Here is a 16,901-nt window from a genome sequence, read left to right on the forward strand (position 1 = left end):
GAAGACGGATTATAACGAGTGTGTCGTTATAACAATCGCACCATTATTGTACGTTTTCGCTATCGCCAAACTCACCAGCAAATAACACTGATGATAAATAACGCTCAGCTGCTGATGGTAGAATAACAACAATTGTTTTGTCTGCAAATTCTGGCAGTGCAGCAATACGATTAGCTGCTACAACAGCTGCACCAGAAGATATGCCTACTAAAATACCTTCTTCTTTCATCAAGCGTAATGACATTTCAATAGCATCTTCATTGCTAACAGCTTCAACGCGGTCAACTAATGAAAGGTCTAGGTTTCCTGGGATGAAACCCGCGCCAATACCTTGGATTTTATGTGGTCCAGGTTGGATAGGTTGACCCGCTTTAGCTTGAGCGATAACGGGTGAGTCCACTGGCTCTACAGCAACAGAAATAACTTCTTTACCCTGTGCTTTTAAGAAACGGCTAGTACCTGTAATCGTGCCACCAGTACCTACACCGGCAACAAACACATCTACCTGGCCATCAGTATCATTCCAAATTTCAGGACCTGTGGTTTTCTCATGAATTTCAGGATTAGCAGGGTTGCTGAATTGACCTAAAACTAAATATTTAGACGGATCTGATAAACGAATTTCTTCTGCTTTATCAATTGCGCCTTTCATGCCTTTAGCGCCTTCTGTTAATACCACTTTAGCACCGAGTGCTTTTAACAGTTTACGACGCTCTAGGCTCATTGTGTTTGGCATAGTTAGGGTTAACTTATAACCACGAGCTGCGGCAACATAAGCAAGTGCAATACCTGTATTACCTGATGTTGGTTCTACTAGCTCTACATCTTTAGTTAGGGTGCCTTTCTTTTCCGCATCCCAAATCATGTTAGCGCCAATACGACACTTAACACTAAAGCTTGGGTTACGAGCTTCAATTTTGGCTAATACGTTACCGTTACTGACGCGGTTTAAGCGAACGAGTGGAGTATTACCTAAAGTATATGAATTATCTTCGAAAATTTTGCTCATGAATGTTTACTCCTATTTTTGCATTGTCTAATCATAAACTTCACTGGAGAATTTAGAAGTGAATATTTGTTATTCTTTATTCCTTTTGGTTATAAAAGGGTTCACTGTTATGCTTAATGTATGGTTTTGGCGGTCGTTTTGTATACAAAGAGATATCCTCTAGCCCCTGTATGGTCTGACCATCGAGTTATTTTGGACATATTAGTGAGACTATTTTTCTAGTTAGGACTAAAATGGCGCCAAGCGGCTAAATATATGAATTCTTTTTCACAGATACAATTTTTGTGGTGACTGTATAGCCTTATTTGGGATTTTAATGGTTTTTGTTATTCCAAATAATAGGCATTTAGCTCAATTAAATTAATAATGGTAATCATCATGATAAAAGTAGTTATTTCAGGTAGTGGTCTTTTTGTTCCTCCTTATGCGGTTTCTAATGATGAGCTAGTTGCTAGCTACAACAGCTATGTTGATTTGCATAATCAACAACACTCTCAGCAAATAGAAAGCAATGAACTTGAGCCCTTGGCATATTCATCTAGTGAATTTATCGAGAAAGCATCAGGGATAAAAAATCGATACGTAATGGTGAAAGAGGGGATCTTAAACCCTGAGATAATGATGCCATTAATTGCTGATCAAGCGTCTGATGAGCTGTCGCTGCAGGCTAGCATGGGTATTGCAGCTGCAAAGCAAGCGCTGACCCAGGCAAAAGTGAATGCTGAGGATATCGATTTAGTCATTGTGGCCTGTGCCTATACGCAGCGGGCGTATCCTGCAATTGCAATTGAAATTCAACAAGCTATTGGCACTAAAGGTTTTGCCTATGACATGCTAGTAGCTTGCTCGTCAGCGACCTTTGCTATAGTAAATGCGGTTAATGCTATTAAAGGCGGTACTGCAAATCGCGTATTAGTCATAAACCCTGAACTGACTTCGCCGCAAAGTAATTTCAGAGACCGAGACAGTCATTTTATTTTTGGTGATGTGGCAACTGCGGTTGTGGTCGAAAGGCAAGATTTAGCTCAAACAGAACATGCTTTCAATATTTTATCGACAAGTTGTATGACAGATTACTCTAACAATATTCGCAGCAATTTTGGTTTTGTGAATCGTTGTGATCCTGACAATGCGAGCACTGCCGATAAGTTATTTCATCAACAAGGACGTAAAGTATTTAAAGAGCTTTTGCCAATGATTTATCAGCATTTAGATAAGCAATTTGCAGATGAGCAAATCAAACCTGAAGAATTTAAACGTTTATGGTTACATCAAGCTAATATCAACATGAATATGTTTGTAGTTAAAAAATTATTAGGTGATGACGTTGACGAAACAACGGCACCAATAGTACTTGATGAGTTTGCTAATACCGCTTCTGCTGGTTCGGTTATTGCTTTTAACAAGTTTAATAGCGATTTTAAAACCGGCGATCTCGGTCTACTATGTTCATTTGGTGCTGGCTATTCTATTGGCAGTATCGTACTCGAAAAATGTTAGTTATTTAGGTAAAATTTTGAAGTTATTAATTGTTGAAGACAGCCGCACACTTTCCAAAGTACTAAAGCATCTAATCATACAAGAGATAGAGTGCGAGGTAGATATAGCCCCTGATCTTGCATCAGCTATTCATTTACTTGAGCACAATAAATATTTTTTAGTGGTGGCAGATTTAAATTTACCCGATGCGCCTAATGGGGAGATTGTTAGTTTAGTACTGAACTCTTACCATACAACCTGTATTGTATTGACCGCTAGTCTTGACTCTCAGCAGCGTAAAGAACTACTCAAATTAGGCATAGCGGATTATGTGCTTAAAGAGAATCGATATAGCTATGAATATGTAGTTAAGCTGATTTCTCGCCTGAAGCGTAACCAGCAAGTAAAAGTGTTGGTTGCCGATGACTCAGTAGTTAGTCGTAAGTTCGTGCGGGTATTATTAGAACAACATTTATTTCAGGTACTTGAAGCCCATGATGGGGCTCAAGCATTGACGGTATTGAAAGAACAGCCGGATATACAATTATTAATCACCGATTATAATATGCCTAATGTCGATGGTTTTGAGTTGATCTTACGAGTAAGAGAGAAATTCAGCCGTGAAAACCTCGCCATTATTGGGTTATCTAATGATAATGATGAAAGTTTATCAGCACGCTTTATCAAAAACGGTGCAAATGACTTTTTACAAAAACCCTTTGTTCATGAAGAGTTTCACTGCCGCGTACGAAACACCCTAGATTCATTAGATATGATCCGCAGTCTTTGGGAAACCGCTAATCGTGATTATCTAACCCAGTCTTTTACTCGACGATATTTCTTCAAAAAACATCAATATGAGCAGCAAGAAAACAATGTGTTTTCTGTGGCGCTTATTGATATCGACTTTTTCAAAAAAGTGAATGACAGCCATGGTCACGATGTTGGTGATCAGGTTTTGATTGAGTTTGCTAAACGTTTAGAAACGGCATTTGGGCAACTTTTTACCGTAGCAAGATTTGGCGGTGAAGAGTTTGTGGTGGCATTCAAAGGGTTAGACGGTGATAAAACTCATACCTTGATGGATAAATTTAGGCAACAATGCGCCAATAAAGTGATTGATACCTCTATAGGCCCAATCACGATGACATTTAGTTGTGGTGTGGCAACGCTTCGTAGTGAAACCATTGATAGTGTTCTGCACCGTGCAGATGAATATTTATATTTAGCAAAAGACGCAGGCAGAAACCAGGTAGTGTCAACTCGCTAAAAAGTAGGTATTAATCATTTTTAAGCAGGTTATACATTATCGCTTGTATTTGCTCTTTCGTTATTGACCCTAAGAAGAGACCTGTTTTTCCTGTTACGACCATAATCGATCTTGGAAACAAGCAGAAATAAATCATCGTAAGCGGTTAATAGACCCACATACCAACAAAAATTAGACTTTGACAAAGTACTTTCTAAATAACAAGACGCTATGAATTAATCGCAAAAACATAGCCTGTTACCTATTAAAAAATTTTTAAATGAATTGTTTATTACTTTGTAGGTATGTCACAGCGATTGTAAATAAATACCCGATTATTGGCCTATAGTAACCAAGCATAGCTGACTTTCATAAAATAGGTTCTGTCATTTTGGGTTAACGAATCAATCTCGTCATCGGCTTTAAATGCATCTGAGTAACCGATATAGAACACACTTTGTGGGTTGAGTTTGTAGCCATAGAGCAACTCGTTACCTAGGTCTTTATATTTGGTATTAGGTTGTTGATAAATATACAGGCTTGGGTCTCTTTCTATATTTGTATACACACTAGACAGGCGGATAAAGCTATTAAGAGTAATTTGCCAGTTTACTCGGATGTCGGTTAGGTTTGCGGTAAACAGTCTACCGCCATTAACATCAAGCGTTTGATATCTGTGGGATAAATCTAACACAATCGAGTCGGTCATTTTCCATTCAATTTCGGGGTTGAACATGGTTAATGTGCCTAAGCGATCGTTGGCAAAGTCGATGCTATCACCGTAATTGATGTCCAACTCTAGCTTGATTGATTGCAGCGGTACAAAGTTGGTATAAAACCAGCCTATAGTTTCATCAAACATTTGGGTGTTGTTGTCAATGTCGATATTGGATGGATTATGGCGTCTGCCTACACGTTCACGTTGGGTGATGCCTGAAGCAATATAGCTTTGATAGCCACCTTCAAGTTCAACAAACATTTCAGCTTCTTGTTCGAGCAACTCCCCTTTTTGGGTATGTGTAATATCCCAATCGCCACCTAATTGAATCTTATTAAAAAAGTTCTCAGATGGGTACCAGCGATAGCCACCACCGGCAACAAACTTGGCCGCATCGACTTTTTCAATAAAGCCTAAATCGGCTCTAAAGTCATCACCCACAGATTCATACTGTGTTGAGGCGTACCATTCGCGACGATTATGCTGGTAGGTTAGTTTGAACATATTGTCGCTAAATTGGTCCTGTTTATTCGTTCGCAGGACTCGTTCGTTATAGTCACAGTTACTTAAATCGCATTCTATTGGAGCAATAGTACAATCATCCCCTTTACAGAATTGATTAAAAAACTTATCAGGATATTCTGTTTGTGAAAATGCATACTGGGCGGTAAAGGTGTCTTGCTCTGTCGGCTGATATTTCATATCAGTACTATAAACATAGTTTTGATAATTATCAGATTGCTTGAGAGTCATGACCCCGCCAATAGATAATTGTTTGCTGGGGTCGTAACGATATCGCGCTGCTACGTTATAGCTTTCTTGATCAAGGGTGGCGATATCTGAGCTTAAATTACCAGGAACTAAAAATTGAGTCTGGATATCATTTGCAGCTAATACACCAATAGTATGATCATCGGTTTTACTGGTCAGTTTTACCCCGTAGTCAGGAGAACTGATATTACGGGTATGAAGCAATTCCATTTGGCTGTCAAAGTAGTCTTTGTTATCTAAAAAGAAAGCACGTTTTTCGGGGAAAAACAGTGCAAATGTATTGTTCACATCTAATTGACCCACATCTGATTCTACCTGGGAGAAGTCGGGGTTAATTGTTGCATTTAATAGTGTTGTTGGCGTTATGCCCCAACGTAAATCCAGTCCTGCTTCAACGTCTGACTCCGCTTCCCAGGGCGTACTAGGGGTTAAGTTGCGCTGGTTATTTTGGTTGGCAACAAGTGACGGCGTTATTTGAATATCTTTACCCTGTTTAGCACCTTCTAACCCTTGTAAAACCCCCAGCTGACATAATTTACATGACACATTGCGGTCTATTTTATGCGTTGAAAAACGCTGATTTTCATGTCGAGGGTAAAAGCGGATAAACTCTACGCCCCAGTTTTGAACTGCATTTGAATCATCAAAGTTGAATAATCTGAGCGGAAGTTGAACTTCTACTTGATAGCCAGTCTCAGTGATTTTACCTTTGCTGTACCAAATACCATCCCAAGCATCACTTTCTTGTCCTGTGAGCTCGTTTTCAATTGAATCACTTTGAACACCATAGGCATTGATAAAAAATTGATAGGCCAACCGGGCATTATTGAATGTATCTAGTTTAATACCCACCATGTCATCACCCCAAGACTTGTCTCGGTCACGCAAATTGGCTCGAATGGCTTGTGGATTAGGATCGTGAGCGGTAAATGCCACATATAAACTGGTTTGCGAAGCAAATATTCTGGCGGTTGTAACCACTGGTGCAGCAACGTTTTCCGCTGGTGATGTTTCAAACTTCAATTCAACTTCTTCAGCTTGCAGCCATTGAGGCTCATCGAAATCACCATCAATAATAATGTCATCGCTCAGTGTAGGCAGCGTGGCATGAAATTGATCACTACTGCCGGCAAAGGTGCTAAAGCTGATTAGGCCACTGAGTATTAATAGAGTTTTTGAGTAGTTATTCACTGGTTATCTTGAATATTGTTAGTTGTTTTATCCATTGTCGCAAACAAACGCAATAATTCCGACCTTTAATGCTATAAAAAGATTGTCAAAATGTTACAAAATTTGTGCTGGTGAAATTGTACGATGTGAATGTGGAATATCATTACAAAAAAGCGCCAAGAGTCAATCTTAGCGCTTTAGTTGGGGGCGATTTGAGTTCACTACTGTTTAGTCTGCGACTGTTTAATGAAATCGCTGCATAAAGGGTTCACTGTTTGTAAGCAAGTATGGTTAATCTGCTGCAACTGACGGGTTTTTATAGGCGTCACGGTAGCGTTCAACCCACATTGACGTTGCCCCGCAGATAGCCACTGGCATAACAATAAAATTCACAATTGGGATCATTGAAAATAGTGTTACCGATGCCCCGAAGCTAAAACTGGTTCCCTTAGTATTTCGCAAAGCAAACTTCATATCATCAAAGGGTACTTTATGGTTATCAAATGGGTAATCACAATATTGTATTGCCATCATCCATGCGGTAAACAAAAACCACAAAATAGGCGCAGCGGTTTGGCCTATAACAGGTACCCAGAATAAGATTAAAAAAATCAGTGCCCGGGGTAAATAGTATTTCAGCTTAATCCATTCGCGGCCCATTATCCGCGGTAAGTCTTTAATTAAATCTACCGCGCCACCGGTATTAAGATTTTTACCGGTTAAATGCTGTTCAACTTTTTCAGCTAGCAAACCATTGAAAGGTGCTGCTAGCCAGTTCATCACTGAGCTGAAGATAAACGACATCACCACTAGCATTGTTAATACGGCTAACGGCCACAGGAAGAAATTTAACCATGTAAGATAGTCCGGTATTTCACCGTTCATCCAGGTAAATAAATCGCCTAATTTTCCCACTGCAAAATACATTACCGCAGAAAATAACAGCAAATTTATCATTAAGGGGATAAACACGAATGTACGTAATCCGGGTTGCTTGATAAGTGCAAAGCCTTCCAAAAAGTAGTTAACGCCACTTTTACGGTTTGAAGGAGATGTTACTGCCATTGATGGCTCCTCGACGGGGTGATAAGTATTTCTTAAGGGGAGTGTGACAATCGATATGACAGAAAACAAGCGATAAACTGTATCTAAAAGCAAAAAATCGTTACAAAATGCGCCTCAATTGCTACAGTGAGCGGCTTAGAAGCAACGTTAACCAAACTATACCGGCATTAATGCGATTAAAACAAATAAAACTTGCTGGATTTAAGTCGTTTGTAGACCCAACAAAAATCCCCTTTGATCATCCCTTGACCGCCATTATAGGTCCAAACGGCTGCGGAAAATCTAACGTAATTGATGCTGTGCGTTGGGTGCTGGGCGAAAGTAGCGCTAAAAACCTGCGCGGCGACTCGATGACAGACGTCATTTTCAATGGTTCCACCTCCAGAAAGCCTATTTCTGTAGCGGGTGTTGAACTGATATTTGAAAATATTCAAGGTCGACTAGCAGGGCAATATGCTAGCTATCAAGAAATTTCTGTTAAGCGGCAGGTTAACCGTGACAGTGAATCATTCTACTTTTTAAATGGCCAAAAGTGTCGTCGCAAAGATATCACCGATTTATTTATGGGCACCGGCCTGGGACCGCGCAGCTATGCCATTATTGAACAAGGCACCATTTCGCGCTTAATAGAGTCTAAGCCGCAAGAGTTACGAGTATTTATTGAAGAAGCTGCGGGGATTTCTCGCTATAAAGAACGCCGCCGTGAAACGGAAAACCGCATTCGCCATACCCGTGAAAATCTTGAACGGTTAAACGATATTCGTCAAGAATTGGGTAATCAAATTGAACGTTTAGCCCAACAAGCTCAAGAAGCAAAACAATATCGAGCGTTAAAGTCACAAGAACGTCAGTTGCACACCAATTTATTAGCCGGACGCTACCAAGATTTGTCGGAGCAGTCGGCAGAAATGCACAGCCAGTTAAATGAGCTTGACCGCCAACAAAGTGAATTTGCCGCGAGTCAGCAATCATCTGAAAATTTAGTGCTGCAGTTACAGCTACAAATTAACGGCTTAACAGATGTCGAACAAAAACTGGTTGAGCAATATTATCAAGCCGGCAATCAAGTCGCTAAGTTTGAGCAGCAATTAAAACATCAACAACAACAAGATTCGCAGCGCGAACAAGAACTGTTACTTATTCAGCAGCGTCTTGATGAGGCCGTTCTTAAGCAACAACAATATGAGTTAGAGCTTGCTGCAGGATTAAATCAACAGTCAGCGTTAATGCCTGCGCTTGAAGAAGCTAAAATTCAATTCGAGATGTTAGATGAACAAGTCCATCAGGTTGATGAATCTAGCGATGATCTATGGCATCAGTTTAATGATGCTGCAAATGCGTTAAACCAGGTTAAAACTGAGCTTGCCGTGTATCAATCGCGAAATGAGCACCAGCAACAATTGCTTAATAAGCATGAGCAAACAATTCCTTTATTACAGCAAAAATTACAACAGTTAACCCATGCAGATATCGAGCAAGATATTCTAGAACAGCAAGCTAAATTAAGCCGTTTAAATGAGCAAACAATCGCGGAGCAAGCGGCTAAACAACAACTTGATCTACATTTAGTTGAAGCTGAACAACATCTATTACAGGCACAGAATGGTTATCATCTCATAAAAGATTCACTCGCCAGCACCAAGGCGCGGCTGCAATTAATTAATGAGTGGCTAGATAACCAAGTTGGCGATACCGATTTTCAGCAGTTATGGCAAGTAATCAATGTTACCCCAGGTTATGAGAAAGCTGTTGACGTATTGCTACAATCTGTTAGCAAGGCTGCAGTGCTAACGACAAAAAATGCGCTTACTCATTCTGATTCTATCTCAGATTCTATTAGTAATGGCTTTATGCTTTTAAGTGATACTTTTTCACATATGGCTTTGACCAGCCCAGTTAATCTTGCACCTTGGTTGGAGCAGGTTGTGTTTGCTGAGACGCTTGTAGAAGCAAAAGCAAAAATTGCCAGTTTATCAGCCTCATCGGTTGTGGTATCAAAAGAAGGTTATTTAGTTGGTCACGGTTTTATACTAGCGCAGTCTAGTCATCAATCAGTGTTTAGCTTAGTCACCGAGCAACAAAGCTTAATTGAAAGCGTGGCAGAGCTTGAAGCTCAAAGTACCAGTGCATTGCTGTTACAAACGACTCAAGTTACTCAGTTAGCTCAAGTGAATGTCCTATTAGGGCAATCTCAGCAAATGTTACAACAGCTGTTGGTGGCACAAACCCAAGCGCAGTCTAAGTATGAAGGATTAGTTGATCAGCAGCATAATCGTCAAATTACCCAGCAGCAATTGGTTCAAGAATTACACTTGGCCAAGGAACATCAGCAACAACAATTGATTGAAGCTGAAGCTTTATCAATGCAAGTTGAAACTTTAGAGACACAAACTCATCAGTGCCAATTGAGGCTAGAGCAAGCACAGCAAAAGTTTGAGCATACCAGCGTGCAGTTACGCGACTTGAAAACCCAGCGTGCGGAGCTTGAAAGAAACAAGGCCAATATCAACCAGACCTTGCAACAAATTAATACCCAGGTGGCCGTCAGCCGTCAGCAGTTAGCTCAGCAGTTTGAAAAAATAGCCGAGCTATCAGAGCGTTATGTAAATATTGAGCAGCATAGTCAGGTAAAGCAAGCGTCACTTGAACAGGTTGAGCGGGATAATATTAAGCTACAGCTAGAGCAACAGCTTGATATTCAGCACCACAATCAGATTAAGCTTAATGCTAACCGTCAACAACAAGCTGATTTGCAACAAAGCCTAGATGCATCACTAATGATGCAAAAACAACAGCTTGTCACGCTACAAAGCTTGACTCAAAAAATAAGCGCGTTAAAGTTACGTCGTGAGGGTATAAAAGGCCAAGCGGATGTGCAATTGCAGGTTTTGCAGGAAGAGCATATTAACCTTCAAAACGCGTTAGCCAATATTGATGATGATTTTGATATAAAGGCATGTTCAAAAGCATTAGAAACAGTCCGTGACGAGATTAATGGCTTGGGTGCCATCAATCTCGCGGCTATTGAAGAATATGATACCCAAAGTGAACGTAAACAATATTTGGATAGTCAGGATAGCGATTTAAATCAAGGTCTAATGACATTGGAAGACGCTATTCGTAAAATTGATAAAGAAACGCGAATACGATTTAAAGCTACTTTTGACTCGGTAAACAATGGCTTAATGCAATTGTTCCCTAAGGTTTTTGGTGGTGGGAAAGCATACCTTGCACTGACCGATGATGACTTACTCGAAACCGGTGTGACCATCATGGCGCAGCCTCCGGGTAAAAAGAATAGTACCATCCACTTACTTAGTGGTGGAGAAAAAGCGTTAACCGCTTTATCATTAGTATTTGCCATATTTAGATTAAACCCAGCACCATTTTGTATGCTGGATGAAGTAGATGCACCTCTGGACGACGCTAACGTAGAACGATTTTGTCGTTTGCTACAAGAGATGTCGCAAAGTGTGCAATTTGTATATATCAGCCACAATAAAATAACCATGGAAATGGCTGACCAACTCATTGGTGTCACTATGCATGAACCGGGTGTTTCACGTATAGTCGCGGTAGATATAGAAGCCGCTGTAGCGCTTGCTGACGCAATATAAATAGGAATTAAGTATACAATGGAAGATTTACAGCTAGTGTTGTTAGTTTTAGGTGCAATCGCAATTATTGCGGTTCTTGTGCACGGTTTTTGGTCAATTAGAAAACAGCAACCCAAGTCGATGAAAGAAAGCCCTATGGCAAACTTTTATAAAGAGCAAGCCGATCGACGCGATTCAAATGGTTTTGACAATGATGGTATTGGCACTATTAGGGTGCGTAAATCAACAGAAGTTGAACCTCCAGTGCTTAAATCTGCCCTTAATAAAAGCAGTACGATATTTAAAGCGGCGCAAGACAAAGATGTTAAACCTGTTGAGATGGGTTTGTATAAAGCGGCTGAGAAAGCACAACAACAAACATTAACCAGCCTGCAGTCATCAACTGATAAAAAGCAAGCGCCATTAAACGCGGCTAATAGAGATGTTGAAAGCACAGATATTGAAAGCACAGATATTGAAAGTAGAGATGTTAAGAATAGAAACCTTGAAGAAATAAAGCTGCCGACTTATGCAGAATCTAAAAAACAGTTGTTACAAGCTAAACCCGATAAACAACAAGTGTCATTTTCTGAAACGCAAATTACACAAGATAGTCAACCATTGCCGTCAGCGGTTGCAAAAGCGGCTGTTGATGTTGCTGACTCGAAACCAGAACAGCCACTAGGCGATCCAACAGATGTATTAGTATTGCATGTTGTGTCTAAAGCCGGTGAATTATTGCAAGGTGCTGAATTATTGCCTGCGCTGTTGTCGTTAAATTTTAAGTTTGGTGACATGGAAATTTTTCACCGTCATATTGATAATACTGGAACAGGCAAGGTACTGTTTTCGCTAGCTAATATGGTAAAGCCAGGGGTGTTTAATCCTGATGATATGGAACAATTTGTCACCGAAGGTGTGGTGTTATTTATGACATTACCTTGTTATGGCGACCCTAAAATGAACTTTACCATTATGCTTAACTCCGCCATGCAATTGGCCGAAGACTTAGACGCTGAATTGTTAGATGGTAAGCGTCAGCCCTGGAATGATGCCGCCAAAGAAGATTATAAGCGCCGGATCGCAACCGCTTAGTATCGAATTATTATTTGTTGTTTATTAGTATTATAAGGCCGCTAATGCGGCCTTATTTATTGTATTACGGATTAATATTATGCAAGAAATTCAAACTGAAATCGCTCAATTATCTCAAGCCTTAAATCAACATAATATCAATTACTATGTAGATGATGCACCTACTATTCCTGATGCTGAATACGACCGCTTAATGCAGCGTTTAATTCAACTTGAGCGAGACTTCCCACAGTTTAAATCTTCTGAATCACCGAGCCAGCGAGTGGGTGGTTTAGCGTTAGCAAAGTTTGATCAGATCACCCATTTAAAACCTATGCTAAGTTTAGATAATGCATTTGAACAGGCTGATTTTGAAGCATTTAACAAGCGTATTACTGATAAAGTCGGGCAGCTGGAGTATGTGTGTGAGCCTAAATTAGATGGTTTAGCGGTATCGATTACTTATCGTCATGGCGTACTTGAACGTGCAGCAACCCGCGGTGATGGCGCTGTTGGTGAAGATATTACTGAAAACGTGCGCACTATTAAGTCAATCCCATTAAAACTGCGGGGTGAAGGTTACCCTGAATTAGTTGAGGTGCGCGGTGAAGTGTTTATGCCCAAAGCCGCCTTTGACGCTTTAAACCAACGTCAAATGGCGAAAGATGAAAAAGCTTTTGTTAATCCCCGCAATGCCGCCGCCGGCAGTTTACGCCAGCTTGATAGTAAAATTACTGCTTCACGGGCGCTGGGGTTTTATGCTTACGCTTTGGGTGTGGTTGAGGGTGAATCACTGCCTATGGCACAAAGCCATTTTGGTCAGTTAATGCAACTTAAAGTTTGGGGCTTGCCAGTTAGCGCTGAAGTTAAAGTGTGTAATGATTTAGATAAAGTTTATGCCTATTACCAGGATATTTTAACCCGTAGAAGCGCACTTGCCTTTGAAATTGATGGGGTGGTGATTAAAGTTAATTCGATTCCGCAACAGCTTGATTTAGGTTTTGTGGCTAAAGCGCCACGTTGGGCTATAGCCTATAAATTTCCTGCTCAAGAAGAAATGACAGTATTAGAGGCGGTTGATTTTCAAGTTGGCCGCACGGGTGCTATTACCCCAGTTGCTCGATTACAGCCAGTTTTTGTTGGTGGCGTGACAGTATCAAATGCCACATTACATAATGCCGATGAAATAGCCCGTCTTGGGGTGAAAATTGGCGATACCGTGATTATTCGACGTGCGGGAGATGTGATCCCTAAAGTCGTCGCTGTGGTGTTAGAACAGCGTGCCGACAGTGCCACGGATATTGTTTTTCCGCTATGTTGCCCTATTTGTCAAAGCGATGTTGAACGTATTGAGGGTGAGGCTGTTACTCGTTGTACTGGTGGATTATTTTGTGAAGCACAGCGCAAAGAAGCGATTAAGCATTTCGCCTCACGTAAAGCATTAAATATTGATGGTATGGGCGATAAAATTGTCGAGCAACTGATTGACAAAGAACTGGTAAAAAGTCCCGCGGACTTATTCGGTTTATCTGCGTCAGCGATAACTATGCTTGATCGCATGGCAATGAAATCAGCCACAAAATTAGTCGCAGCAATTAAAGATGCTAAATCAACGACCTTAGCGCGCTTTTTATATAGCTTGGGTATCCGTGAAGTTGGCGAGGCGACTGCAGCAAATCTAGCGGCACATTTTAAAACTATTGAGGCAATTCGTATTGCTTCAATTGAACAGCTATTAGACGTTGATGATGTTGGCCAAATTGTTGCTCAACATATCAGCCATTTCTTCGCCCAGGAGCATAATTTAGAGGTGGTTAGTAAATTGCTCGAAAGCGGTATTAGCTGGCCACCCATCGAGCAAGCAGATGAAAGTGGATTAAGTTTAAAAGGTCAAACCTGGGTAATAACAGGTACCTTAACCCAATTGAATCGCAATGACGCTAAAGCACAACTACAGGCGTTAGGTGCCAAAGTTGCAGGTAGTGTGTCAAAAAATACCGATTGTCTAGTGGCGGGAGAGGCAGCAGGCTCTAAACTCGCTAAAGCACAAGAGTTAGGTGTAAAAGTGATTGATGAAGATAGTTTAATCGCTATTCTACAGGCTTAATATGGGTAGTATGGCGAACGACTCTACTCATATATTTGTTAAAAAGGTCATTGCGTAGTATGGATTTTAGCAACATTACCTGGCTTGATGATAAAGGTCATATAAAGCCACCTTACTTTTTGTATATTATATTGGTATTTTTAGCCCGTGGTTGGTGTGTTTTTATTGCCTCTTTGACGCAGTTTAATGATCAGTCTGGGCTAGTAAGATTATTTTACCCGCACAAACAAGATTTTATTTTGGCATTATTTGCTGGGCTAGGCGCGGTATTTTTGTATGGGCTGATTATTGCTGAGCGTAAAAGGCAATGGCACTGGTTCATACCCTGGTTTAAGCGAGGGAAAACCATACTGTGGTTGTTATTGATGCTTGATGCAGGCATGTTGATACAACGTTTAATACATGCTGATTTTTTATTTAGTTTGACCTATGCGCTGGATGCTTTATTTCTATTTTGGACCAGTATTTACCTGTTAAAATCGAAACGTTTACATCATTATTTTAATGACTGGCATGTCATTGATGAACAAGATGATAAAAAAGCAACTTAAATTCAACATTTATTCTATAGTATAAGTATTCGAACGATATTTTGTTCCATGGCTTCGACCATAATAATAATTCAGTATGGAAGACATATTCATTGGCTAAACAAGAATCTATCCAAATACCACTGTCTGAGCTTATATTAGGGCTGACGATAAAGCTGCCTTTGCCGTGGACAAAAAACCCTTTTTTTATTAATAAAATTAAGCTTGAGCAACAATCTCAAATCGAAATTATTAAAGGACTGGATATTGATTTCGTATTCGTGTTGGCCGGCCATGATTTACTGCCCGCTGTTAGCGAAGTTGAGGAAGTTGAAGAAGAAACTGAAGAGGAGGTTGTTGAAACTGATTATAAAGCGTTAGCCAAAAAGTCGATGCGTATCGGGCAGAAACGATTTATTAAAGCGATTAATGATAGCCATAATATGTTCGGTCAAGTCATAAGTGATCCTGAAGGCATGTACCGTGAATCAGCCACCTTAGTTGAAGATTTATTAGAACACTTACTCGAAAGTGAAACTGTGTATTTATCCCTGGTTGATCACGGTAAAAAAGAGACCAGTCTGACTTCACACGGTGTTTCAATTGCCGTACTTTCAATGGCTATTGCGCACTTAAATAATATGGATAAATCAAAGCTAAGGGATATTGCTTTAGGCAGTGTGTTGCACGATATAGGTAAGCTTAAAGTACCTGAGGCTATTCGGCGTAAGCATGGAGAATTAACTGCCCACGAAGTTAATTTCATGAAGATGCACCCCAATTTAGGCTATGACCTGGTTAATCGCTGTGGGCTGTTTCCTGAAGCGGTAGTCGATATTATTTTACATCACCACGAATTTATAGATGGGTCAGGTTATCCTGATCATCTCACTGAAAAAAATATTGCCGAAACTACACAAATTGTGTCTCTGGCCAATGATTATCAAAAGCTGATGCATCAGTACCATTCGCCTCAATTAGCGTTAGGCATATTGTTTAAGCAACGGGCTGGTCAGCATTCAGCAAATTTAGTGTCACTATTGGTCAAAGTGTTGGGTATTTATCCACCTGGTACATTAGTTAAATTGTCAGATGATCAAGTCGCTAAGGTGATGATAACCACCCGTGAAGTTAAAAAGCCCCATGTTTGGTCGTGTAATATCAGTGGTGGTAATCCCAGTCTGCGTTTTTTAATTGACGGTGAAGTGGAAATTGTTGAAGTGGTCAAAAAAGACAGTTTGAGTGATGGCGCGATAAAGACCTTGCAAGCAGATAATCTTATCAACTTCTATTTTAATCATTTTTCCTACTAAGGTATTTTATGGCATCTGTTACCATCATTGGTTGTGGTTGGTTCGGCTTTCCGTTGGCTCAATCACTTATATCACAAGGGCACCATGTTAAATCTAATAAGCGCAAACAAGCAGATTTAATTGCCTTATCACAAGCTGGCATCACGGCATATCAATTAGATCTTAGTACTGAAATCGATTTGGCTTCCGCTACCGAGTTACTTGATAGTGACATGCTTGTGGTTAATATACCGCCGGGTCTTAGACGTGGTGAAACAGACTATATGGCAAACCTTAATTCGCTAAAATCAGTAATAGGGGATAAACAATACCAACGAGTCATTTTTATCAGTACTTCAGGTGTTTACCCTAGTGAAGATAAGATTATGACGGAACAAGACGCCATATCACATAGTCCAGTCAGTGACATTTTGTTACAAGCTGAATCACTTTTTTCTTGTATGGACAATGCTTGTATCGTCAGATTTTCAGGGCTTGTCGGGCCGAAACGACATCCTGGACGTTTTTTGGCTGGCAAAGAAAATGTTAGTGGCGGTAATGTGGCGGTTAATCTGGTTCATCTCGATGATTGTGTGGCGGCAATAAGCCTTATTCTTAATTCATCTTCAATCGGCGCTGTTTATAATCTGTGCGCGCCAGACCATCCAACAAAACAAATTTTTTATAGCCAGGCTGCTATCCATGCTGGAATGAGTGCACCGACTTTTGATCAACAAATTTCGCCAAGTAAAGTTATTGATGGCAATCTTATATGCCAACAGCTGGGCTTTACCTATCAGCAACCACATCTGTTAAAAATGCTTGATGCTTGCTAAGCTGC

General features: G+C 40.3%; 11 protein-coding genes. 8 read left to right on the forward strand and 3 right to left on the reverse strand.

The annotated features are described in order from the left end of the window. Positions 1–43: 43 nt before the first annotated feature. The gene (cysK, locus tag FJ709_RS07260) at positions 44–1,009 is read right to left on the reverse strand and encodes a cysteine synthase A (protein WP_226414920.1); all 966 of its coding nucleotides are present in this window, start codon (positions 1,007–1,009) and stop codon (positions 44–46) included. Positions 1,010–1,387: 378 nt separating this feature from the next. On the opposite strand from cysK, the gene FJ709_RS07265 reads away from it, so the two are divergent. Both FJ709_RS07265 and FJ709_RS07270 read left to right on the forward strand, forming a co-directional pair. After that, entirely contained in the window at positions 1,388–2,509 is a 1,122-nt protein-coding gene (locus FJ709_RS07265) for a beta-ketoacyl-ACP synthase III (protein ID WP_226414923.1), read from the forward strand. A 16-nt stretch (positions 2,510–2,525) separates the two neighbouring features. Continuing rightward, complete coding sequence (locus tag FJ709_RS07270) at positions 2,526–3,758, forward strand: response regulator (RefSeq protein ID WP_226414925.1); 1,233 nt, start codon at positions 2,526–2,528, stop codon at positions 3,756–3,758. 322 nt (positions 3,759–4,080) lie between these two features. Here FJ709_RS07270 and FJ709_RS07275 read toward each other — a convergent pair whose 3' ends face one another. Both FJ709_RS07275 and cysZ read right to left on the reverse strand, forming a co-directional pair. Next, positions 4,081–6,417 carry a carbohydrate binding family 9 domain-containing protein gene (locus tag FJ709_RS07275; RefSeq protein ID WP_226414928.1) on the reverse strand — a complete coding sequence of 779 codons (2,337 nt, stop codon included), beginning with the start codon at positions 6,415–6,417 and terminating at the stop codon, positions 4,081–4,083. Positions 6,418–6,687: 270 nt separating this feature from the next. Next, positions 6,688–7,461 (reverse strand): sulfate transporter CysZ, encoded by a 774-nt coding sequence (cysZ, locus tag FJ709_RS07280; RefSeq protein ID WP_226414931.1) that lies wholly within the window; start codon positions 7,459–7,461, stop codon positions 6,688–6,690. A gap of 170 nt (positions 7,462–7,631) precedes the next feature. Here cysZ and smc point away from each other — a divergent pair, with 170 nt between their 5' ends. The 6 genes from smc to FJ709_RS07310 all read left to right on the forward strand — a co-directional run bounded on the left by smc (position 7,632) and on the right by FJ709_RS07310 (position 16,896). Next, the gene (gene smc / locus FJ709_RS07285; protein WP_226414933.1) at positions 7,632–11,078 is read left to right on the forward strand and encodes a chromosome segregation protein SMC; all 3,447 of its coding nucleotides are present in this window, start codon (positions 7,632–7,634) and stop codon (positions 11,076–11,078) included. Positions 11,079–11,096: 18 nt separating this feature from the next. Continuing rightward, the gene (gene zipA, locus FJ709_RS07290) at positions 11,097–12,152 is read left to right on the forward strand and encodes a cell division protein ZipA (protein WP_226414935.1); all 1,056 of its coding nucleotides are present in this window, start codon (positions 11,097–11,099) and stop codon (positions 12,150–12,152) included. A 79-nt stretch (positions 12,153–12,231) separates the two neighbouring features. Next, complete coding sequence (gene ligA, locus FJ709_RS07295; protein WP_226414937.1) at positions 12,232–14,238, forward strand: NAD-dependent DNA ligase LigA; 2,007 nt, start codon at positions 12,232–12,234, stop codon at positions 14,236–14,238. A 59-nt stretch (positions 14,239–14,297) separates the two neighbouring features. Next, entirely contained in the window at positions 14,298–14,789 is a 492-nt protein-coding gene (locus FJ709_RS07300) for a DUF2919 domain-containing protein (RefSeq protein WP_226414939.1), read from the forward strand. Between the two features lie 92 nt (positions 14,790–14,881). After that, positions 14,882–16,081: an HD-GYP domain-containing protein gene (locus tag FJ709_RS07305; RefSeq protein ID WP_226414941.1), complete on the forward strand. Its 1,200-nt coding sequence runs from the start codon at positions 14,882–14,884 to the stop codon at positions 16,079–16,081. An 8-nt stretch (positions 16,082–16,089) separates the two neighbouring features. Beyond that, positions 16,090–16,896, forward strand: coding sequence for an NAD-dependent epimerase/dehydratase family protein (locus FJ709_RS07310; protein WP_226414943.1), 807 nt, complete (start codon positions 16,090–16,092; stop codon positions 16,894–16,896). Positions 16,897–16,901: the final 5 nt, after the last annotated feature.

The sequence above is a fragment of the Shewanella glacialimarina genome (assembly GCF_020511155.1).
Classification (GTDB): Bacteria; Pseudomonadota; Gammaproteobacteria; order Enterobacterales; family Shewanellaceae; genus Shewanella; species Shewanella glacialimarina.

Bases quoted from the DNA above. Each gene is read 5' to 3' on its own strand.
- ligA (WP_226414937.1), top strand. From the start codon at position 12,232: ATGCAAGAAATTCAAACTGAAATCGCTCAATTATCTCAAGCCTTAAAT.
- cysZ (WP_226414931.1), bottom strand. From the start codon at position 7,461: ATGGCAGTAACATCTCCTTCAAACCGTAAAAGTGGCGTTAACTACTTT.
- FJ709_RS07265 (WP_226414923.1), top strand. From the start codon at position 1,388: ATGATAAAAGTAGTTATTTCAGGTAGTGGTCTTTTTGTTCCTCCTTAT.
- FJ709_RS07300 (WP_226414939.1), top strand. From the start codon at position 14,298: ATGGATTTTAGCAACATTACCTGGCTTGATGATAAAGGTCATATAAAG.
- cysK (WP_226414920.1), bottom strand. From the start codon at position 1,009: ATGAGCAAAATTTTCGAAGATAATTCATATACTTTAGGTAATACTCCA.
- zipA (WP_226414935.1), top strand. From the start codon at position 11,097: ATGGAAGATTTACAGCTAGTGTTGTTAGTTTTAGGTGCAATCGCAATT.
- FJ709_RS07310 (WP_226414943.1), top strand. From the start codon at position 16,090: ATGGCATCTGTTACCATCATTGGTTGTGGTTGGTTCGGCTTTCCGTTG.
- smc (WP_226414933.1), top strand. From the start codon at position 7,632: ATGCGATTAAAACAAATAAAACTTGCTGGATTTAAGTCGTTTGTAGAC.